Consider the following 19,216-nt stretch of genomic DNA (forward strand, 5'->3'; position numbering starts at 1 on the left):
TTTGGCAGTTTGCTGCGGTTTGGACCATGCTACTTTGGACGTGCGACATCAGCTTGAAGTGCTGTTGGCAACTCCAATAGGGTAAGGTCGCTATCATCAAGATGTGCTGGACGCGCAACGACTAATGCTTCAAAGCCATCATTGGTAGCAATGGCGTTGACCACTTGGATTTTATCAAGCTTATCCCCTGCTGCTGGCGCGTCACCTGTCCCGCTAACATAGTGCAAAAATGCTTTGGGTGCCGCTTTAAAGTAAATGCGGGCAATGACCTCTTGACCCAAATAGCAGCCTTTATCGTAGTCCATACCGCCGCGCTGATGCAGACGCAGCTCTTGCGGCTGAAACTCACCCTGCGTTGCTGCTACTATCCAATAGTTGCCAGTGGCGATACTTCGCTGCATCCAAGCTTGAATATCTTCTGCTGTATCATGCTCATCCTTATGGCTAAAGGTAGGCTCATCAGCGAGCACGCAAGGATAAATGGCTGCTGCTGCACTGGTCTCAAACTTTGAAAACGCCCCAAATTTCTTTAAATGTGCCTGTAAAGCGTCGACACAATCAGCGCTAATCACCACATCATAATGTTTTTCGTCTTGTTTTTTAATCCAAAGTCCAAATTCAATACGCCCTTTTAAGTTACTAAGGGCAGTTGGTTGATAGCTAAGACCAAGCTTAGTCACATCACAAGTCAATTGTCCTTGTAAGAATTTTTCAGCATCTTCGCCTTGGAGGGTTAATTGAGAAAACTGCGGCAAAGTCGAGACGTCGGTAGATTGAGTCATTGTTATTATCCTTCTAATAAGAGCTTACTTATGAATAACTGGGTCTTAGATATAAGGAACAAAAGAAGCAAATTGGCGCTTTTATCCCCTATTAGACAAGCGAATACAAAATTAAATGAGGTTAAGAAGCGTACCATAAAAAGTACTGTCATAAGAAACGCTATGGTTAAGGTTTAGATTGGGCGCAGTGCCCAATTTTCAACCGTACAAATTGGTTAAAGCAAGCGAGTTACGGTACAATGTTATCTCTAGTCTGGGGTCTAGGCTAAGTCTAGAATAAACCTACATGTTGCTGGCTGCCGAGGAAATGATGAGCTTACCCAATTGTCCAAAATGTGATGCTGAATACACGTACGAAGATGGTGCGTTACTGATATGTCCGATGTGTGCTCATGAATGGACGGCGGCTGAAACGGATGCGGCGCAAGCTGAAGACCAAGACGCGGTCATTCGCGATGCGGTCGGCAACGAGCTGCAAGATGGAGATGCCGTAACCGTCATCAAAGACTTGAAAGTTAAAGGCTCATCCACCGTTATCAAAGTAGGCACCAAAGCAAAAAGCATTCGCTTGTTGCCAGATGCGAGCAATGGCCACGATATTGACTGTAAACTTGATAGCTATGGCCCCATGAAGCTTAAATCTTCAGTCGTCAAAAAGGCTTGAGACGATAAGTTTAACCAACAAGTTCAATGATGTTTAAGTGAAAAAATTTACTTTTAATAAAACAACAGAGAATAACCATGAGTACTAAAAACGAACAGCTTTTCGCGCAAGCACGCAAACATATCCCAGGTGGTGTCAACTCACCAGTTCGCGCCTTTGCAGGGGTGGGTGGTACACCCATCTTTATGCACCGTGCTAACGGTAGCAAAATCTATGATACTGAAGACAATGCTTATATCGACTATGTCGGCTCTTGGGGTCCAATGATCTTGGGTCATGCGCATCCAAAAGTGATCGATGCGGTCAAAAAGGCCGCTGATGATGGTTTAAGCTTTGGCACACCAACGCCGTTTGAAACCACGGTTGCTGATAAAATTTGTGACATCGTCCCAAGCGTTGAAATGATTCGTATGACCAGCTCAGGTACTGAGGCGACTATGAGTGCGATTCGTCTGGCGCGTGGTTATACCCAACGTGACAAAATCGTTAAGTTCGAAGGCTGCTACCATGGCCATTCAGACAGCTTATTGGTCAAAGCAGGCTCAGGGATGCTCGATATTGGTGAGCCAACGTCAAAAGGTGTGCCAGCGGATTTTGCTAAGCATACTATTACGATTCCTTATAATAATCCGCAAGCGATTAAAGATTGTTTTGAAAAATGGGGCGATGAGATTGCCTGCGTTATCTTGGAGCCGATCGCTGGGAACATGAACATGGTCATTCCGTCCCAAGCGTTTCATGATACCTTGCGCGCCGAGTGTACCGCCAATGGCGCGGTACTGATTTTTGATGAAGTCATGACGGGCTTTCGCGTTGGCCTTGGTGGCGCACAGGCGCACTTCGGTATCGACCCTGACTTGACTTGCTTTGGTAAAATCATCGGTGCAGGTCTACCCGTTGGTGCCTTTGGCGGAAAAGAAGAGATTATGTCTTGCATCGCCCCACTTGGCGGTGTCTATCAAGCGGGTACGTTATCAGGTAATCCGCTGGCGATGCGTGCTGGTATCGCGATGTTTGAAGACTTAACAGCAGACGGTTTCTATGATGAATTATCAGCGAAAGTAGATAAGCTCGTTGATGGTTTTCAAGCGGCAGCTGACAAGCATGGTATCAATCTGCGCACCAATAAATTGGGCGGTATGTTTGGCATGTTCTTTGTCAGAGACAGTGAGACCACTGTACCGCAGAACTTTGATGACGTAACAGAATGTGATATGGATGTGTTTAATACTTTCTTTCATGGTATGTTAGATCGCGGTATTTATCTGGCGCCCTCTGCTTATGAAGCCGGCTTTATGTCTATCAAGCATAGCGATGCAGACATCGAGACTTCAATTAAAGCCGCTGATGAAATCTTTGCAGAAATGGCGAAGGCGTAACGACGTCAGTTGTAGTCTTCATTACATAAAAAAACCAGCCACTGTGCTGGTTTTTTTGTGGCTAATTTTTGTTGTACTTTGTGATTTATCGGCTCCTACTTTGAGTCGCGTTCACCATAAAAATTGAGTAGAAGCCAAAAGAGACCATACTCTACTCGTTTGCAAAACAGAGAATAAATTGTGCTATTCTGAAGCTAACAATGATCACGAGCAAGGATGCCAACTGATGAATACCAGTTCTGAAAATAATGCCCCCAGTAGTACCGTCCCTCCATTATGGCAAGCCGCGTATGAAAAATACGGACTAAGAAACAATCTAAATGTGTTAGAAGATAAGCATAACCTACTAGATTTATTACAACCAAAGATTGATCAGCACAGCGGCTCTGTGGCCTTTAGTATGGGTCCTGCCACGTTGAGTTTTGCGCAATTAGATATCGCCAGTCGTCGCTTTGCCGCCTTTTTACAAGCGCAGGGCATCAGTAAAGGCGATCGTATCGCTGTCCAACTGCCCAATATATTGCAGTATGCCGTGGTATTGCTCGGCTGCTTGCGGGCAGGAGCGGTACTGGTCAATGTCAATCCTATGTATACCCACTATGAGTTGGCGCATCAGCTGACAGATGCACAAGCTTGCGGTCTTATCATCCTAGAGGGCATGGACTCAGCTTATGAGCAGCTAGACGATGACATCAAGGCGCAGCTGCAATGGGTTGTAAGATGTTCTATAGATCCGCATGCTGCCCCCTCTGACAATGATATAGCTTTATTAAGTCAGCTTAGCGCCAAGCCAGCCGACAACTCATCCATAATAGAATCAGCGGCGGCTAATACGTTAGACTCAAAGGACTATATAAAATTTGCGCATATCTTACAATCGCAGCGCGCAGAAGACTTTAAAGACGTCACCATCGAGCGCGAAGATTTGGCCTTATTACAATATACAGGGGGCACGACTGGTAAGCCAAAAGGCGCCATGCTGACGCACTATAATGTCATGGCCAATGTCTGTCAGTGTTATGCGATGTTTGGCAGTGCGATTGAAGCGGGACGTCGCGAGCAGATTAAGATACTCAACCCGTTGCCGCTCTATCACATCTTCTCTTTTACCGTTTGCGGCTTGCTGGGAATTTATGGCGGTTGGGAGGATATATTGGTCACCAACCCACGCGATATCGATGGGCTAGTCAAGACCATTGAGCAGCATCGTCCACATGTCATTCCATCGGTTAATACTTTGTTTATCGGTATGCTCCATCATCCAAAGTTTGCCAGCCTTGATTTTAGTCGCTTGGCGCTATCTATCGGTGGCGGTACAGCGATTATTAAAGCGGTCTCTGATCAATGGCAACAAGTCACTGGTAGGATTATCAATGAAGGGTACGGCATGTCTGAAACTTCTCCTGTCATCTCTTTTAACCCACCTGGTATTAGCCATTTTAATGGTAGTGTTGGTCTGCCACTAGCCATGATGGATATCAAAATCATTGATGAAAATGACTCAGCATGTGCGATTGGCGAGCCTGGAGAGGTAGGGATAAAAGGCCCACAAGTAATGCGCGGTTATTGGCAACAAGATAATACCAACACCTTTACCAAAGATGGCTATTTTAAATCAGGTGATATCGGGGTAATGAATGAAGAAGGGTTTTTGACGCTAGTGGATCGCAAAAAGGACATGATACTAGTCTCAGGATTCAACGTTTATCCTAATGAAGTAGAGGCCGCATTGACCGCGCATCCAAAAGTGCTTGAAGTGGCGGTAATCGGTATTGCAGATGAGCATAGTGGCGAGGTGCCAAAAGCCTTTGTGGTCAAAAAAGAGGCAAACTTGACCGTAGAGGAGTTACAAGCTTTTGCAAGCGAGCGTTTAACAGGTTATAAGCGCCCGCAATCATACGAGTTTATCGATGAGCTACCTAAGACTGCGGTAGGTAAGATACTGCGTAAGTCTTTACGTTAGTAGTGTAAAAAAGTACCAGTAAACTATTTCCGTTCGGTTTTATCATATTTGCGGTCACTTAAACTTAAGTTGCCGCGCAAGACGTCACCATACATACGAAAGTCGCTGACGAAGCTTTGTAATGGGTATTTAAACGTGGCTGGTTTATTTTTTTCAAAAAAGAAATGTCCAGCCCAAGCACAAGCATACCCTGCTGCAATACCTTTGAGTAAAGGTTTTGGCGAGCGCGTCTTAACCGACTTTGCTAGTCCTAATAAACCAAAACTACTACCAGCAAAATGCAGACGGCGACAAATAATGTTTTGATGCTCATTTAAATAAAAATCGTAAAATCCCTGCTCAGAGACAGGGTCTACTTTGGTGATATCTGTGCCAACAATTGCATCTTTTGTCTCTATGTTGGCAGTAGCTCGAGATTGAGTACGGGTAGATTGATTCATGATGGCAGCTTCCTTTGCTTATTATTTGGACTAACAGAGAACTATCAATACTTGGTGACTACATCAATAAAGGAAGATCAACAATGTAATTCAACAATAAAATAGACACCAAGATAGAAGTTACAGCTATTAATAGTCATTCTAAATTATCAATGTTACTGGTTAATAATATGACTTATTTAGAATGTAGCAAAGGGTTATAATGAACACAAGTTATTGAATGTACCTTAATAGAAATGCTTTAATAGCAAAGCTTGTCTGCGACACTACGTTAAAAATTTAAGGCTTGTAAACTTGATATCCAAAGCAAGTATTATCTATTACAACACTTGTGGTTACGACTATATTCTTATACACCATCCTACAGGATAACGATTTTTCTATGCTTAATCCTATGCTCAATAATGACATTATAGATTCGCCACTTGCTGATGATGAACTGATGGCGGCCATCGATATCGGTTCGAACAGCTTCCATTTAGCTATTGCTCGTCTTGATCATGGTGAGGTGCGAAAAGTAGTCTCCATGTCCGAAAAAGTACAGCTGGCAGCAGGATTAGATGAACATAATATCTTAAGCGCTGCTGCTGAAAAGCGAGGTCTAGAATGTCTTAGCCGCTTCGTTGCACGTCTAGATTCAGTTTCTTCTTCGCGTATACGTGTCGTTGCAACGAATGCTCTGCGTCAAGCGAAAAATGCCAATGATTTTATAAAGCGGGCTAATGAGATACTACCCAAGCCGATTGAAATCATCTCTGGACGTGAAGAGGCGCGACTGATATATCTTGGTGTTTCTCACACCAATGCTAGTAGTGATAAGCGTTTGGTTATTGATATCGGTGGCGGCTCTACTGAGTTTATTATCGGACAAGGGTTTGATCCATTATTGACTGAAAGCTTACAGATGGGTTGTGTGGCTTTCACAAAGAGATTTTTTGCGGATGGGCAAATTACTAAAGAGAATTTTAATCGTGCTATCGTCGCAGCTCGCAAAGAAGTACTGGCTATTAATGGCCAATATCAAAAGACAGGCTGGAGTAGTGTGGTTGGCTCTAGTGGTACGATTAAAGCCGTGCGTAATGTGCTGGTATCCAAAGGTTGGTCAGATGAGCAAGAGCGCGTCACTTATCAAGGGGTCAAAAAATTAGAAAAACTACTCATCAAAATCGGTGATGTAAATGACATTGAGTTAGAAGGTGTGAAAGAGCACCGTAAAGCAGTGTTTCCAGCAGGCGTAGCAGTACTACGTGCTACGATGAAGGTGCTTGGCATTGATACTATCGTTTATTCTGACGGCGCGCTACGAGAAGGAGTGATGTATGACATGCTTGGACGCTTGGCTAGTGAGGATGTCCGTGACCGTAGTGTGCTTGCGTTAATCAAACGCTATTCAGTGGACAAAAAACAAGCCAGACAAGTGGTTAGAACCAGTCGCCATTTGTTCAAACAAGTCAAAGATGATTTGCAATTGACCAATGACGATGCTGACGTATTGAGACGGGCAGCATATTTGCACGAGATTGGGCTTGCAATTAGCCATAGCAGCTATCATAAGCACAGCGCTTACCTACTTGAATACTCTGACATTCCGGGATTTTCGCAAGTCGACCAAAAGCGTATGGCACAGCTGATGCTCAACCATAGACGCAAGCTCAAAAGCGATATGCTTGAGCAGACATGTAACATTGGCGGTAATGATTTGGTCTATCTATGCTTACTACTAAGGCTTGCGGTCTTAGCGCATCATAGCCGTAGTGAGTATGATCTACCTGACATGCGTCTTGTCATCACGGATACCAACTGCTGGCAACTTACTGTCAGTACCGATAAAAAGCACTATGCATTTTTGTTTTCAGATCTTTGCGTAGAGATTGAGCAGTTTGCAAAATGGGGTGTTAAGCTCAATGTGATCGAAGCCACGTTATCCGCCTAGTTGATGGGCTTTGGTTAGTTAATTGAGCCAATTAATTACATTACAAAAGCATTGTTAAATGCCACAGTATATAAACTGTGCTACTATAAGTTTTATTGAGTTTACAACTGTACTTTATTTAGTCTTAAATAAATCATGACACGTAGTAACATATAAATTATACAAAACGACAGAAAGGAAACGTCTATGAGTACTGTATGGGATAGCGTTCAGCTTGCAAGGCATGCAAAACGTCCATTGTTTATGGACTATATTAATCAGCTGTTCACAGAGTTTGATGTGTTGCATGGTGATCGTGCCTATGCTGATGACAAAGCAATTGTAGGTGGATTGGCCCGTTTGGATGGTATGCCAGTCATGGTCATTGGACAACATCGTGGTCGTAGTACGCGTGAGCGCATTGCTCATAACTTTGGTATGGCAAACCCTGAGGGTTATCGTAAAGTCATACGTTTGGTAAAGATGGCGGAGCGTTTTAATATTCCCGTAATGACCTTTGTCGACACGCAAGGTGCATACCCTGGTATTGGTGCCGAAGAGCGTGGGCAAGCGCAAGCGATAGCAGAGAGCATTGCTGTATTTTCGAGTTTAAAAGCCCCTATTATTGTTACTATCATCGGTGAAGGCGGCTCAGGCGGTGCATTGGCCATTGGGGTCGGTGACAAAGTAAATATGCTACAAAACAGTATTTACTCCGTCATTTCTCCTGAAGGCTGTGCTTCAATCCTATGGAAAACGGCAGAAAAAGCGAAAGATGCAAGTGAAGCTTTGAAGTTGAATGCAGATAACTTGTATCAACTGGGACTCATTGATGCGGTCATCGAAGAAGGTGAGGGCGCACACGTCCATCCACAGCCAGTGATGAACTCTCTTAAAGCGCTACTGCTAGAACAGCTTGATGAAATCAAAGACATGGATGCAGACGCTCGTTGCGAGCAGCGCTACGAAAAGCTCAAAACCTTTAATTCAGAGGTCATGCTGCCTTGCTAGTTGTGTAGCATAATACCGATTTGTTATTACTTTTGTTTGATGATAAGCGTTTGGTCCTAGACGGTTACTCTTAGTGATAGAATAAAAAGTGATAAAATAAAAACGCGCTACTTGATGGCGCGTTTTTTCGTTTTTAAATTTACCTATATAAGATTGATTATGACCAGTCGCGCTATTCTAAACCATCCTATCAAGCCAGTAGCTCAGTTGCCAATCGATGATAATCTGGCAGAGGCATTATTGGTTAGTATGGCTGAGTATAGTAATCAATTACACGGTCGGCGTATTTGGCTGGCATGTAGTGGTGGGCGAGATTCGTTGGCATTAGCTGCGCTATGTGTGCAGTTATACCAACAGGGCAAGCTGCCGTTTTTACCGCAATTATTGCATGTTGATCATGGACTGCAAGTAGATAGTGGTTATTGGGCAGAGCATGTCACCAGTTGGGCACGCGCTCAGCAGCTACCGTGTCAGGTGCTAATGGCAAAAGTTGACGGTCATGATGAGCAAGCGGCGCGGCTGGCACGTTATCGTATTATGCGCGCCCATATTAATCAAGATGATGTGCTACTCTTGGCCCATCATGCTGATGATCAAGCTGAAACGGTGCTCATGCGCTTGATTCAAGGGGCAGGGGTGAATGGCTTGTCAGGTATGCAGGCGTGGCGAGAGCAGACACAAAGCATGCATCGCAACATACTGTGGCGGCCCTGGTTATCGGTACGTCGCTCCACCATTAGTCACTATGCTCGGCAATTAAAGCTGCCTTATATCGATGACCCTACCAATGACAGCGGTGATAATGTGCGGAGTGGGCTACGCCGCGATATCATGCCAGCACTTGCTACGTATAACTCGAATGTTATTGATAACATTGCTCGCAGTGCGCAGCTACTCGCGGATGCTCAGGCTATCGTGAGCGATCAAGCCGTACAAGACTTGCAGCAGACCGCTATTATTCCGCCCGCTACTGTTTCGAGCTATCCACCGTTTCAGCGTGTACTGAATATTGATGAGCTACATACATTGCCTATTTATCGACAACGGCAATTACTGCACACTTGGCTAGCGCAAGATGAACCACTGCCACCGACTAAGCAACTTGTAGATAATGTTTTGAATTTAACTGAGCGTAATGATCACGACCATCAAACCCAATTAGACTGGCAGGGCAGTAAGCAGACTTATACTATCCGCCGTTATCGTCAGCAGCTATATCGTCTTAGCAGTAGTTGGCTTACATGGCTAGCGCTACCACTTACTGCACACACCCAAACGTTACCTTGTTTAAGCTTGCCTCAAAAACATGCCATGATGGTGACGTTACGCACAGGCAAAGGTGCCAATTGGCAATTAAAAATCACGCTCAATACGTTGATACACTTTATAAATGATAGATTTATAAGCGATAATATTATAAGCGATAAAGATAAGATTGAGCTGACGTGTACACCATTAGGGCGGCAGCAGCGCGTTCAAACCACGCTAGCCACTCGTCCGCAAGCGGGCAAAAAACTCTATCAAACACTGGGCGTGCCTGTCTGGCTGCGTGATAGCTTGGTGGTTGTCAGTATTGTCTTCGCTCATAAAGATGAGGCGTTGCCGTTATTGCTAGTATCACCATTTGAAAGTTGGGTACTAGGGACTGATAAGGCGTTGGCAAACGTTACAAATGATAGTGTTTTCTTAGCTAGTGCTATCAAAAATATCTTAAGCATATAGTCAGTATGCAATAAAATCGTTACGTTCATCGATTTTTTCAGGTGATTGGGCTATAGATAAATTTCTTTAATGCTCGTGGCAGTATGGTAGACTAAGTGTCATTTCAGTGGTCACACTAATGATCATAATATACTTTATATTGTTAGAAACTACATCTTTGAATACCTTTGCGTTTTGTGAGTGAGGAGCAGTAATGTCAATACTAGATAATAAAAAAATCAGCTTTATCGGTGGTGGAAACATGGCGCAAGCCTTGATAAGTGGACTTATCGCTTGCGATGTCAAACCAAGTCTAATTACGGTTGCTGACCCTAGTAGCGAGGTGCGTGAGCAATTGGTTGCTAAAGGGTTGAATGCGGTTGATCCAACAGCCGATGCAAAAGCTGCTGTTGTTAATGCTGATGTCGTTGTCCTAGCGGTAAAACCTCAAGTCATGAGACCTGTTGTCAGTGCTTTTGCTGATGCCCTAGACAAACAATTGGTAGTGTCAGTGGCAGCAGGCTTGTCGACGGACCTTTTGTCAGACATGCTGGGCGGCCATAGCAATATCGTACGTGCGATGCCAAATACACCTGCGATGATTCAGATGGGTGCGACTGGTCTGTACGGTACAGATAACATTAGTGCAGAACAAAAGCAATTGGCCACCGCAGTGATGGAAGCTTCAGGACTGGTCATGTGGGTCGATGATGAGACGCTTATGCATGCCGTGACGGCAGTTTCTGGTTCAGCACCCGCCTATATGTTTTACTTTATCGAATCGATGGTTGATGGCGCCGTCGCTTTAGGCTTGAATAAAGAACAAGCGTCATCACTGGCAATGCAAACGATGCTGGGCGCTGCCAAAATGGCGATGAATAGTGATGATACACCTGCTGAGCTACGTCGTAAGGTCACTTCGCCAAACGGTACGACCCAAGCGGCAATTGAGTCAATGCAAGCCAATGAGATCGGACGTCAAATCGGTGAAGCTATGCAAGCTTGTTACGATCGTAGTCAGGCCCTTAGTACAGAAAATAAATAAGAATTTGGAGCAATAAAATTCTTTTTTAATATAAATAAGCCACCATTTTAACAATCTTTATCCGTGGCACATTGAGTAGCGTTTTATGAACAACACCTTGTTGCAAATTTTTGACTTAGTGACTACCTTCGCTATGATGTTGGTATTTATCCGTTTTATGCTGCAGTTTGCTGGGATGGATGAGAGAAACCCTATGATTGCGCCTGCTTACAAGGCCACGCGCATTGTAGATACGTTTGGGCGTATCTTTCCGACAGTCGCGCAAGGGCGTATCAGTATTGCGGCCATTGTATTAATGTTTTTAATCCGTCTCATTGATATCTCAGGCAAAGCGGCGCTGATGCATAAAGGTATAGCACCTGCGCCGCTGTTTTTTGCTGGTACCACCAGTTTGATTTTAGACTTTTTACGTATGTGCCGCTATTTGGTCATTGGTTCTATTATTGTGAGCTGGATTGTAGTATTCACCAGATCTGAGCACCCTATCATTGGCATCATTATCAACTTAGCTGAGCCTATTTTAGCGCCGTTTCGTCGCATCACGCCAAACCTAGGCATGCTTGATTTATCACCGATGGTTGCCTTTATTGCTTTTCTTTTACTCGAGATGTTTATCGGCGGTTTGGCCTCAAGCTTTATGCCGATGTTAGGCTAAACTCTATTACGTATTGATTATCAAGTACACTTATCGACATATTCTAAAAACTGCCTAACACAAAAAAGACGCTCTTATTATAGGGCGTCTTTTTTATTTGTATCTTTAGTGAAAGCTGTTTTATAAACTTACTTCTACCGTAGTCTTACTTAAAAGCGATAAAGCGATTCGGTAACAGTTGGGCACTGCTGTCTTCAGGATGTGGACGATCTGCTGCCACCAATGTCTGTGTAATCCATCGATCAGCAGCTTTGACAGCTGTAATCAGCTCATCACCTAAAGCTAAGCGTCCTGCGATAAAGCTGGCCAGTGAGCAGCCAGAGCCATGGAATTCACCGTCTAAGCGCGGCAACGTACTTTGGTGTACCATGTCACCTTTAACGTATAAGTATTGCTCGATATCACCGCTGTCAAAGTCATGTGAGGTTTTGACCAGCACGGCATGTGTCCCCTGTGCGCATAGTTTTTGGGCACCACTATGTAGATCTTGCTCACCGCTCAACGATCTTAGCTCATGCGTGTTTGGCGTGATGAGCGTGGCATAGGGGAGCAGCTCTCTAAAAGCTGCGACCAGCGTTTGCTCATCGCCCAAGCTACCGCCGCTATTGGCAACGAGTACAGGGTCAAGTACAAAGGGCGTAACACTGCTAATTGTCTGCTCTGCAAATAAGCGGGTCAGCATAGCAATATTATCCGTGGTGCCAAGCATACCTGATTTGATCGCGCGAACCGGCAAGTCCTTGAGAACCGCTATTGCCTGATCTTTTACCAAGGTTGCAGCGCAGGCTTCAAAACCGAATACTTGCTGTGAGCTTTGAACAGTGATGGCAGTACATGCGACAGCTGCATGTCCACCTGCTGCACCTATCGCTTCGATATCTGCTTGTAACCCTGCACCACCTGAGGGATCCAATCCGGAAAAACATAAAACAACTGGTCGCATAACCTTCCTTTGTCTATTTTGTTATAATGGTTAAAGATTTAAAAAATTAACGCGGTTTTTGGCTTGTTAATTACTATAGCCATCTCAAACCAAAAAAGCCACAGCAGTAAGCCACTGCTTGACTCTCAATTAATTTAAATAATTAAGAAATAAAGCTAATCTGTTGAAAAATAGAGCTTATTTGGTTCTTAAAAAGCATGTTAATTAAAAATTATAAGAAAGTGTCATGAAAATGGCGGGTAATGCTTGCAATTCGTTTTGGCTTTGTTATAATACTCGCCCACGACATAAGACGTATCAATAAGCATTGATACTATAGTTTAAAGACATATTTTTTAAAATTATTTTAATAAATATTTCGATAAGTGTCTTAAATCGTTCGGTGAAGTGGGTGAGTGGCTGAAACCAGTTCCCTGCTAAGGAACCATACGTGTAAGCGTATCGAGGGTTCGAATCCCTCCTTCACCGCCATTTATTCGGTTTATTGTTAGATTATAATGCAGTAAGTCGATGTCAGGTGAGTTTAAATTTATAATAGAAAATACTCTATTTAAATTAAAAAAACGATTGACATCAGCTGAATTATCTATATAATAGCCAACCTAATTTACTGTAAATGATAATTAAAATACAGTAGATGTTGTGCAAAATACGCGCCTGTAGCTCAGTTGGATAGAGCACTTGGCTACGAACTAAGGGGTCGGGAGTTCGAATCTCTCCAGGCGCACCATTTGCATACTAGCTTGTCTTATTAAGCTTCGAGCTAAAGATTAAATTAATCGCCTGTCTTATGACAATTTGGCGATTTTTTTATGTCTGCTATTTTTGGGCTTGGTATAAGTGTACGTTACACACCCAAATTACGGTACAATAGAGTCATTATTTTTCGCTTGCTATGAGCTTGTATCATGTCAAAAAGTACACCAAAAACTGTCCTTAAGTCAAAGCCTCAAAAAAAGAATACCTCTCAACAGCGCGTCCCTCAAACCGAAGAGCCTACTATTGCCAAACCGACAACCCGGGTCATTGCGATCTTATACGACGGTATGTTGATCTTAGCATTGTTATTCTTGGTAGGAACGATGCTGACGGTAATAGGGACGCTGCTGACTATGGAGACAGGGACGCAGTCTGAAGAGGCGCAGTCGCTACCAAGCTGGTATCAAAACGTCATCATGACACCATCCTTTATATTGACGCTAGTGGCCTTCTATGGAGTGTTTTGGCGTCGCGGTGGTCAGACATTAGGTATGCAGACATGGCGCCTAAAAACCGTCAACAATGCCGGGCATTTGCTAACGTGGGGACAATCGTTTAAGCGCATTCTAGCAGCTGCATTAATGCCATTAATTTTTGCTATTATTGGCAGCTTAATAGGTGGGTCGCGTGCTATTTTGCTAACCAGTGCCTTTTTGGGTTTGGTCTTTAACTACGTATTTTGCTTGTTTAATCGTCGCGGCCTTGCAGTACAAGATATGCTCTCAAACACCATTACCTTAAAGATGCCAAAAGTTGCCCATGAAGGTCTATGGCGTGGCTTTAAAAATCGCAAACAGAACAAATAATCAAAAGACTTCAGCATCATAAGCTTACCGATGATGCTGATGCCTTTTATACAATGGCGGTTTGAGCCAGCCACACCGTATAACCGATAAATAGCATTATCATCGTAGCGCCAGAGGTACGGCCAAATTTTCGATTGGATATAAAAGCAAACACACACATTAAAAAGAGTAGAGAAGTAATTAGCGCCATTACGAACACATCACGAGATAAGACCATTGGATTGGTTGTAATCGGTGCGATAACGGCTGCTAGCCCTACCACTCCTAACGTATTAAAGATATTTGAGCCAATAATATTGCCAAGTGCCATATCGTGCTCCCCATGACGCGCTGCTGCAAGGCTTGCTACCAGCTCTGGTAAAGACGTGCCTACAGCCACGATGGTCAAACCAATAATCAACTCACTTAATCCCCAAAATGTTGCCATCTCGACCGCGCCCCAGACAATCGCTCGTGAGCTTAAGACCAACATCAACATACCCACAAACAAGCTACCCAAACCTCGTGCCAAACTTGGCTCTATATAACCCGAGTCAGAGCTTGTTATGTCCATGTTCTCTATGGTGGTGTTCGTTGCTGTCATACTTTTTGTTGTATGAGTGGCTTCGATGACATTGTTTTTAGGCTTTGAGCGGCCTTCACGCAAGCTCAGCACGATTTGAATGCTCAAGACAATGACTAATAAGACTAATAATGAGATACCATCGTTCAAGCTGAGCACGCCATCACGCAATTGCCACGCTGCTAGAGCAGTAACGAGTAATAGCATAGGTAAGTCACGCGCTATAATGCTTTTATGAATAATAATAGGACTGATAAGGACTGTTGCCCCCAAGACTAACGCAATATTAATAATATTTGAGCCATAAGCGTTACCTAAGGCGAGCTCAGGACTACCGTCTAGCGCTGCTAAGACTGATACGACCATCTCAGGCGCTGATGTGCCCAATCCTAAAATCAAGACCCCAATCAAAAAACTTGGTACACCTAACGTCTTTGCTAATGCAGTTGCGCCATCAATAAATACATCAGCACTCCAAACCAGAATGGCCAAACCAATCAGTATTGCAACACCTGCCAACCACATGAGTATTTTCCTTTACAAATAATGAATTATTAAATTTGAATTGATATAAAAAAAGCCGAACCACAATTTGGATTCAGCTTTTGTATCGAGATAAATAGTTTTGCAAAGTCTACTATTGGCTATCTATAAAGATAAGTGCTTTTGACACTTTAGAAACTGTTAAGCCACCTGTACAGGGATAATATTTGCGGTGTCTTTGACCGTGTTATCTTCATTACAATAGACCAGTTTTGGCTGGTAGGTCGAGGCTTCAACTTCATCAAAATGAGCATAAGCGCAGATAATGACGATATCACCTAAGTCTGCCATATGAGCGGCAGCACCATTTAATGAGATGATGCCAGAGCCAGCTTCAGCGCGAATAGCGTAGGTGCGAAAGCGTTTACCGTTGGTGACATTATAGATGTCGATAGATTCGTTCTCGCGTAATCCTGCAAGATCTAATAAATCGCCATCGATACCGCATGAGCCTTCATAGTGCAGCTCAGCATGGGTGACGCGGGCACGGTGCAATTTGCATTTGAGCATATTAAGTAGCATGAATTGCTTCCTTAGCGTAACAAAAGTAATCAGTTAATGGGGACGGATGCACAAAAATTAAAGGCTAAATCAAGACCTTATAAAGTTTGTGCTACCTACCGACTGATAAAGCCAAGATAGCATCATCAGTTTTAGGTAAATTTAACCAAAAGTATCATACCGTTTAGGCAGGTAGTTTAAAACTATTAATTTGCGAACGCGCGCGTTCAATATCACCATCTAATAATAAAGGCAGTGCCTCAAAAGCTGCCGTAAGTGCACTATCGATTGCAATTTGTTCATCCGGAGATGCTTTAGAGAGGACATGGCCGCTTACTTTAGACTTGTGTCCTGGATGGCCAATGCCGATACGCAAGCGATGAAAGTCGTTGCCGATATGTGGAGTAATGTCACGTAAGCCATTATGACCGCCATGACCACCGCCTGTTTTAAGCTTAATACTGCCAGCAGGGATATCTAGCTCATCGTGCGCAATCAGTAACTCATCATTATCAATACCATAAAAGTTGACCATCGGTACGACAGATTGACCAGATTTATTCATAAAGGTTAGAGGCATAAGTAAGCGCACATCAGACCCATGAATTTGTCCGCGTCCTGTCACGCCATGGAATTTTTTGTCAGGTGAGAGTGTAATGTTAAATTGCTGCGCCAAGTGATGGACAAACCAAAACCCTGCATTATGGCGTGTAAACATATACTGCTGACCAGGATTGCCAAGACCGACGATAAGTTTTATGGACATGACTATACTCTGCATTAATAGAATAAATAGATTAAAACAAATATGACGACAAATCTGCCATCAAACCGCAGTTGCTATTTTAGCCTTAATAAATGACACTTACAAAAACAGCAGGAGACATTGATCCCCTGCTGTATTTAATACCTACTGTCTTTAGTATTAGTAAGAAAGTTGACAATTACTGCTATAAAACATCATAGCATTAATAAAGCAACGAGTAATATTTACTCCTCGCCGTCTTTATTTTCATCAGCTTTGTCACTTTGCTCAGTTGCTGGCACTTCATCAGCATCAACTTCATCAGTATCTTCGTCAACTTCTTCAACCGTTGGTGGCTGCATGTTAACGATAGTACGGTCATGCGCATCTTCCATATCAAGATCGAAGATAATAACACCTTCAGGCAAGTCGATATCTGATAAACGGAACAGATCACCGATTTCCATACCTGATACGTCAACTTCTAGGTACTCAGGTAACTGTGATGGTAAGCAGACGATTTCGATATCAGAAACGAGCGTAGATAAGATACCACCAGCTTTAGTACCAGGCGCTTCTTCACGACCAGAAAAATGCACAGGAACATTCATGTGAATCTTATGACCTTTTACAATGCGCTGGAAGTCAGCATGCATTGGGAAGCCTTTAGCTGGATGACGTTGTAGGTCTTTAATAACCGCTTGGTGCTCTTCGCCATCGACGTTGATAGTCAAAATGTGCGAGAAGAACGCTTCGAATTCTAGTGATTTTACTAGTTCGTTAAGCTTGATAGAGATTGCTGTTGGTTCTTCGTTACCACCATAGATGATAGCAGGCACTAGGTTCTGCTTACGTAGGCGGCGGCTCGCACCTTTACCTTGCTGTTCAGCAGAGCGGTCAACGGCATTTAATGAGAAATGATTAGTACTCATGGATATAATCCTATAGAAAAATAAATGAAGTGTCTGGTCATAAAAAAGTGGATTTGCGACCAATCCACTAATGGGTGATGATAGCTAAGATTGGTAATTGCAAATAAAGCTTGCAACCAATGACGTTAGCCATTTGCTAGCAGCAACAGTTTTTATGATATTGGTTATCATGGCAGTCGTTACTTCTAAGCATGATCAGCACTTTGAAAATGCTAGCCGGTTAAATAATACAAACGGTCAGCACAGGCGCGCATTATACGTGGTTTTGTAGCAATAATAAAGACCTACGCAAAACGCTGACGCAAAAACAGCGCCAAGTCCATGAAACTTGGCGCTGTTTTTAAGATTTAACGGTTAGTTTATAACAACTAAAATCTAAGCATCAAATTAGGCATCAAACATCGCGCTGATAGATTCTTCGTTATTGATACGGCGTAAACTCTCGGCCAGCATCGGTGCGATACTTACTTGACGGATTTTGCTACATGATTGGGCAGCAGGTGACAATGGAATGGTATCGGTTACGACCACTTCATCGAGTGCTGATTCGCTGATATTTTTTAGGGCATTGCCTGATAGGACAGGGTGGGTAATGTAAGCCAATACGCGGCGCGCGCCGTTTTCTTTTAATGCTTCAGCGGCTTTACATAGGGTGCCTGCGGTATCGACCATATCATCAACAATGACACAATCACGGTCACGGACATCACCGATGATGTGCATCACTTGTGACTCGTTGGCACGGGCACGGCGCTTATCGATAATCGCCATATCAGTGTCGCCCAACTGTTTAGCCATTGCGCGCGCACGAACCACACCGCCGACATCAGGTGACACCACCATGATGTTGTCGTAATCTTGCTTTTGTAAATCGTTTAACAGGACAGGTGTGCCGTAGATGTTGTCCACAGGGATATCAAAGAAACCCTGAATCTGATCTGAGTGCAAATCTACCGTCATAACGCGGTCGATACTGACGATGTTTAACATGTCAGCGACAACCTTAGCTGAAATAGGTACGCGAGCTGAACGAGGACGACGGTCCTGACGTGCATAACCAAAATACGGCATCACTGCAGTAATACGGCCAGCACTAGAACGACGCAGGGCGTCGGCCATCATCATGATTTCCATCAAATTATCGTTGGTCGGTGCACAAGTTGGCTGCATGATAAACACGTCTTTACCACGTACGTGTTCTTTGATTTCCACAGCAATTTCGCCATCAGAAAAACGCGTGATGTCAGCTTTACCAAGAGGGATGTGTAGGTGGTCGGCGACGGTTTTCGCAAGTTCAGGATGGGCATTGCCCGTAAAAATTGCCAAATAAGGCATGACTGAAGTCCTATTTATTGACTTAAGCAGCGACCACTAAGCAGTGTCTAACTGCCCAAATAAAGAAAAGAGTGGTGAAAATAGTTGAAGACTACTATTACAGTAAAAAATGGCAGGGGTAGCTGGACTCGAACCAACGGATGTCAGGATCAAAACCTGATGCCTTACCAACTTGGCTATACCCCTGTAATGTCTAGGTAGTACGAAAGCTAAATATTGATAAAATACTAGACTGTCGTCGTTACCTATTCAACCGTCTAAGACGGTGTTCCCGAGCGGTGTTCATTGCGAACTATACCGAAACTGGGAAGGTGTTGTCAATTGCTATAAATCAGCAATCCAAACTAAAAAATGGCAGGGGTAGCTGGACTCGAACCAACGGATGTCAGGATCAAAACCTGATGCCTTACCAACTTGGCTATACCCCTATTGTGGCGACCTATTATAAGTAATTTTTTAAATTTTGCAAGTCATTTACGCCTTTTTATGACAATTATTCAAAACTAGTAAATTCTAATATTACTAAAGTAATCTCTTT

17 protein-coding genes and 4 tRNA genes are annotated in these 19,216 nt (G+C 43.5%); 11 read left to right on the plus strand and 10 right to left on the minus strand.

Annotated features, from left to right (window positions below; all coding sequences use genetic code 11):
• Positions 1-29: 29 nt before the first annotated feature.
• Positions 30-782: a folate-binding protein YgfZ gene (locus BTV98_RS08030; RefSeq protein WP_075103363.1), complete on the minus strand. Its 753-nt coding sequence runs from the start codon at positions 780-782 to the stop codon at positions 30-32.
• Positions 783-1,092: 310 nt separating this feature from the next.
• Here BTV98_RS08030 and BTV98_RS08035 point away from each other — a divergent pair, with 310 nt between their 5' ends.
• The 3 genes from BTV98_RS08035 (at position 1,093) to BTV98_RS08045 (ending at position 4,788) form a co-directional block, all read left to right on the plus strand.
• Entirely contained in the window at positions 1,093-1,446 is a 354-nt protein-coding gene (locus tag BTV98_RS08035) for a zinc ribbon domain-containing protein YjdM (protein ID WP_075103411.1), read from the plus strand.
• 77 nt (positions 1,447-1,523) lie between these two features.
• Positions 1,524-2,825, plus strand: a complete 1,302-nt coding sequence (hemL, locus tag BTV98_RS08040; protein WP_075103364.1) for a glutamate-1-semialdehyde 2,1-aminomutase — start codon at positions 1,524-1,526, stop codon at positions 2,823-2,825.
• Positions 2,826-3,051: 226 nt separating this feature from the next.
• Complete coding sequence (locus tag BTV98_RS08045) at positions 3,052-4,788, plus strand: AMP-binding protein (protein ID WP_075103365.1); 1,737 nt, start codon at positions 3,052-3,054, stop codon at positions 4,786-4,788.
• A gap of 23 nt (positions 4,789-4,811) precedes the next feature.
• On the opposite strand, the gene BTV98_RS08050 is transcribed toward BTV98_RS08045, so the two are convergent.
• The gene (locus BTV98_RS08050; RefSeq protein ID WP_058367912.1) at positions 4,812-5,228 is read right to left on the minus strand and encodes a DUF962 domain-containing protein; all 417 of its coding nucleotides are present in this window, start codon (positions 5,226-5,228) and stop codon (positions 4,812-4,814) included.
• Between the two features lie 394 nt (positions 5,229-5,622).
• Here BTV98_RS08050 and ppx point away from each other — a divergent pair, with 394 nt between their 5' ends.
• From ppx to BTV98_RS08075, 5 genes are all read left to right on the plus strand, one after another.
• The gene (ppx, locus tag BTV98_RS08055; RefSeq protein WP_075103412.1) at positions 5,623-7,161 is read left to right on the plus strand and encodes an exopolyphosphatase; all 1,539 of its coding nucleotides are present in this window, start codon (positions 5,623-5,625) and stop codon (positions 7,159-7,161) included.
• 186 nt (positions 7,162-7,347) lie between these two features.
• The gene (locus BTV98_RS08060; RefSeq protein WP_075103366.1) at positions 7,348-8,151 is read left to right on the plus strand and encodes an acetyl-CoA carboxylase carboxyltransferase subunit alpha; all 804 of its coding nucleotides are present in this window, start codon (positions 7,348-7,350) and stop codon (positions 8,149-8,151) included.
• 159 nt (positions 8,152-8,310) lie between these two features.
• Complete coding sequence (gene tilS / locus BTV98_RS08065; RefSeq protein WP_075103367.1) at positions 8,311-9,873, plus strand: tRNA lysidine(34) synthetase TilS; 1,563 nt, start codon at positions 8,311-8,313, stop codon at positions 9,871-9,873.
• Positions 9,874-10,066: 193 nt separating this feature from the next.
• On the plus strand, positions 10,067-10,897 hold the full coding sequence (proC, locus tag BTV98_RS08070) for a pyrroline-5-carboxylate reductase (RefSeq protein WP_075103368.1): 831 nt from the start codon (positions 10,067-10,069) through the stop codon (positions 10,895-10,897).
• Positions 10,898-10,982: 85 nt separating this feature from the next.
• Positions 10,983-11,552: a YggT family protein gene (locus BTV98_RS08075; RefSeq protein ID WP_058367916.1), complete on the plus strand. Its 570-nt coding sequence runs from the start codon at positions 10,983-10,985 to the stop codon at positions 11,550-11,552.
• A gap of 145 nt (positions 11,553-11,697) precedes the next feature.
• Here the strand turns inward: BTV98_RS08075 and BTV98_RS08080 are convergent, their stop codons facing one another.
• Positions 11,698-12,495 carry a hydroxymethylpyrimidine/phosphomethylpyrimidine kinase gene (locus tag BTV98_RS08080; RefSeq protein ID WP_075103369.1) on the minus strand — a complete coding sequence of 266 codons (798 nt, stop codon included), beginning with the start codon at positions 12,493-12,495 and terminating at the stop codon, positions 11,698-11,700.
• A 381-nt stretch (positions 12,496-12,876) separates the two neighbouring features.
• Here BTV98_RS08080 and BTV98_RS08085 point away from each other — a divergent pair.
• The 3 genes from BTV98_RS08085 (at position 12,877) to BTV98_RS08095 (ending at position 14,060) form a co-directional block, all read left to right on the plus strand.
• Positions 12,877-12,966, plus strand: a tRNA-Ser gene (locus BTV98_RS08085).
• Positions 12,967-13,148: 182 nt separating this feature from the next.
• A tRNA-Arg gene (locus BTV98_RS08090) sits at positions 13,149-13,225 on the plus strand.
• Between the two features lie 178 nt (positions 13,226-13,403).
• On the plus strand, positions 13,404-14,060 hold the full coding sequence (locus tag BTV98_RS08095; protein WP_058367917.1) for an RDD family protein: 657 nt from the start codon (positions 13,404-13,406) through the stop codon (positions 14,058-14,060).
• 46 nt (positions 14,061-14,106) lie between these two features.
• Here the strand turns inward: BTV98_RS08095 and BTV98_RS08100 are convergent, their stop codons facing one another.
• From BTV98_RS08100 to BTV98_RS08130, 7 genes are all read right to left on the minus strand, one after another.
• Complete coding sequence (locus tag BTV98_RS08100) at positions 14,107-15,147, minus strand: calcium/sodium antiporter (protein ID WP_058367918.1); 1,041 nt, start codon at positions 15,145-15,147, stop codon at positions 14,107-14,109.
• A 159-nt stretch (positions 15,148-15,306) separates the two neighbouring features.
• Positions 15,307-15,687, minus strand: a complete 381-nt coding sequence (gene panD / locus BTV98_RS08105) for an aspartate 1-decarboxylase (protein ID WP_010196068.1) — start codon at positions 15,685-15,687, stop codon at positions 15,307-15,309.
• 163 nt (positions 15,688-15,850) lie between these two features.
• On the minus strand, positions 15,851-16,432 hold the full coding sequence (gene pth, locus BTV98_RS08110; RefSeq protein WP_058367919.1) for an aminoacyl-tRNA hydrolase: 582 nt from the start codon (positions 16,430-16,432) through the stop codon (positions 15,851-15,853).
• 224 nt (positions 16,433-16,656) lie between these two features.
• Positions 16,657-17,343, minus strand: coding sequence for a 50S ribosomal protein L25/general stress protein Ctc (locus BTV98_RS08115; RefSeq protein ID WP_058367920.1), 687 nt, complete (start codon positions 17,341-17,343; stop codon positions 16,657-16,659).
• A 387-nt stretch (positions 17,344-17,730) separates the two neighbouring features.
• Entirely contained in the window at positions 17,731-18,678 is a 948-nt protein-coding gene (locus BTV98_RS08120; protein ID WP_058367921.1) for a ribose-phosphate pyrophosphokinase, read from the minus strand.
• A 110-nt stretch (positions 18,679-18,788) separates the two neighbouring features.
• Positions 18,789-18,864, minus strand: a tRNA-Gln gene (locus tag BTV98_RS08125).
• Positions 18,865-19,030: 166 nt separating this feature from the next.
• Positions 19,031-19,106, minus strand: a tRNA-Gln gene (locus tag BTV98_RS08130).
• Positions 19,107-19,216 lie beyond the last annotated feature (110 nt).

Source organism: Psychrobacter sp. Cmf 22.2 (assembly GCF_001921745.1).
GTDB lineage: Bacteria > Pseudomonadota > Gammaproteobacteria > Pseudomonadales > Moraxellaceae > Psychrobacter.

Coding starts and splice junctions, on each gene's coding strand:
- pth (WP_058367919.1), bottom strand. CDS start 16,432: ATGTCCATAAAACTTATCGTCGGTCTTGGCAATCCTGGTCAGCAGTAT.
- panD (WP_010196068.1), bottom strand. CDS start 15,687: ATGCTACTTAATATGCTCAAATGCAAATTGCACCGTGCCCGCGTCACC.
- BTV98_RS08075 (WP_058367916.1), top strand. CDS start 10,983: ATGAACAACACCTTGTTGCAAATTTTTGACTTAGTGACTACCTTCGCT.
- BTV98_RS08030 (WP_075103363.1), bottom strand. CDS start 782: ATGACTCAATCTACCGACGTCTCGACTTTGCCGCAGTTTTCTCAATTA.
- BTV98_RS08035 (WP_075103411.1), top strand. CDS start 1,093: ATGAGCTTACCCAATTGTCCAAAATGTGATGCTGAATACACGTACGAA.
- hemL (WP_075103364.1), top strand. CDS start 1,524: ATGAGTACTAAAAACGAACAGCTTTTCGCGCAAGCACGCAAACATATC.
- ppx (WP_075103412.1), top strand. CDS start 5,623: ATGCTCAATAATGACATTATAGATTCGCCACTTGCTGATGATGAACTG.
- BTV98_RS08050 (WP_058367912.1), bottom strand. CDS start 5,228: ATGAATCAATCTACCCGTACTCAATCTCGAGCTACTGCCAACATAGAG.
- BTV98_RS08060 (WP_075103366.1), top strand. CDS start 7,348: ATGAGTACTGTATGGGATAGCGTTCAGCTTGCAAGGCATGCAAAACGT.
- BTV98_RS08095 (WP_058367917.1), top strand. CDS start 13,404: ATGTCAAAAAGTACACCAAAAACTGTCCTTAAGTCAAAGCCTCAAAAA.
- BTV98_RS08080 (WP_075103369.1), bottom strand. CDS start 12,495: ATGCGACCAGTTGTTTTATGTTTTTCCGGATTGGATCCCTCAGGTGGT.
- BTV98_RS08045 (WP_075103365.1), top strand. CDS start 3,052: ATGAATACCAGTTCTGAAAATAATGCCCCCAGTAGTACCGTCCCTCCA.
- tilS (WP_075103367.1), top strand. CDS start 8,311: ATGACCAGTCGCGCTATTCTAAACCATCCTATCAAGCCAGTAGCTCAG.
- BTV98_RS08100 (WP_058367918.1), bottom strand. CDS start 15,147: ATGTGGTTGGCAGGTGTTGCAATACTGATTGGTTTGGCCATTCTGGTT.
- BTV98_RS08120 (WP_058367921.1), bottom strand. CDS start 18,678: ATGCCTTATTTGGCAATTTTTACGGGCAATGCCCATCCTGAACTTGCG.
- proC (WP_075103368.1), top strand. CDS start 10,067: ATGTCAATACTAGATAATAAAAAAATCAGCTTTATCGGTGGTGGAAAC.
- BTV98_RS08115 (WP_058367920.1), bottom strand. CDS start 17,343: ATGAGTACTAATCATTTCTCATTAAATGCCGTTGACCGCTCTGCTGAA.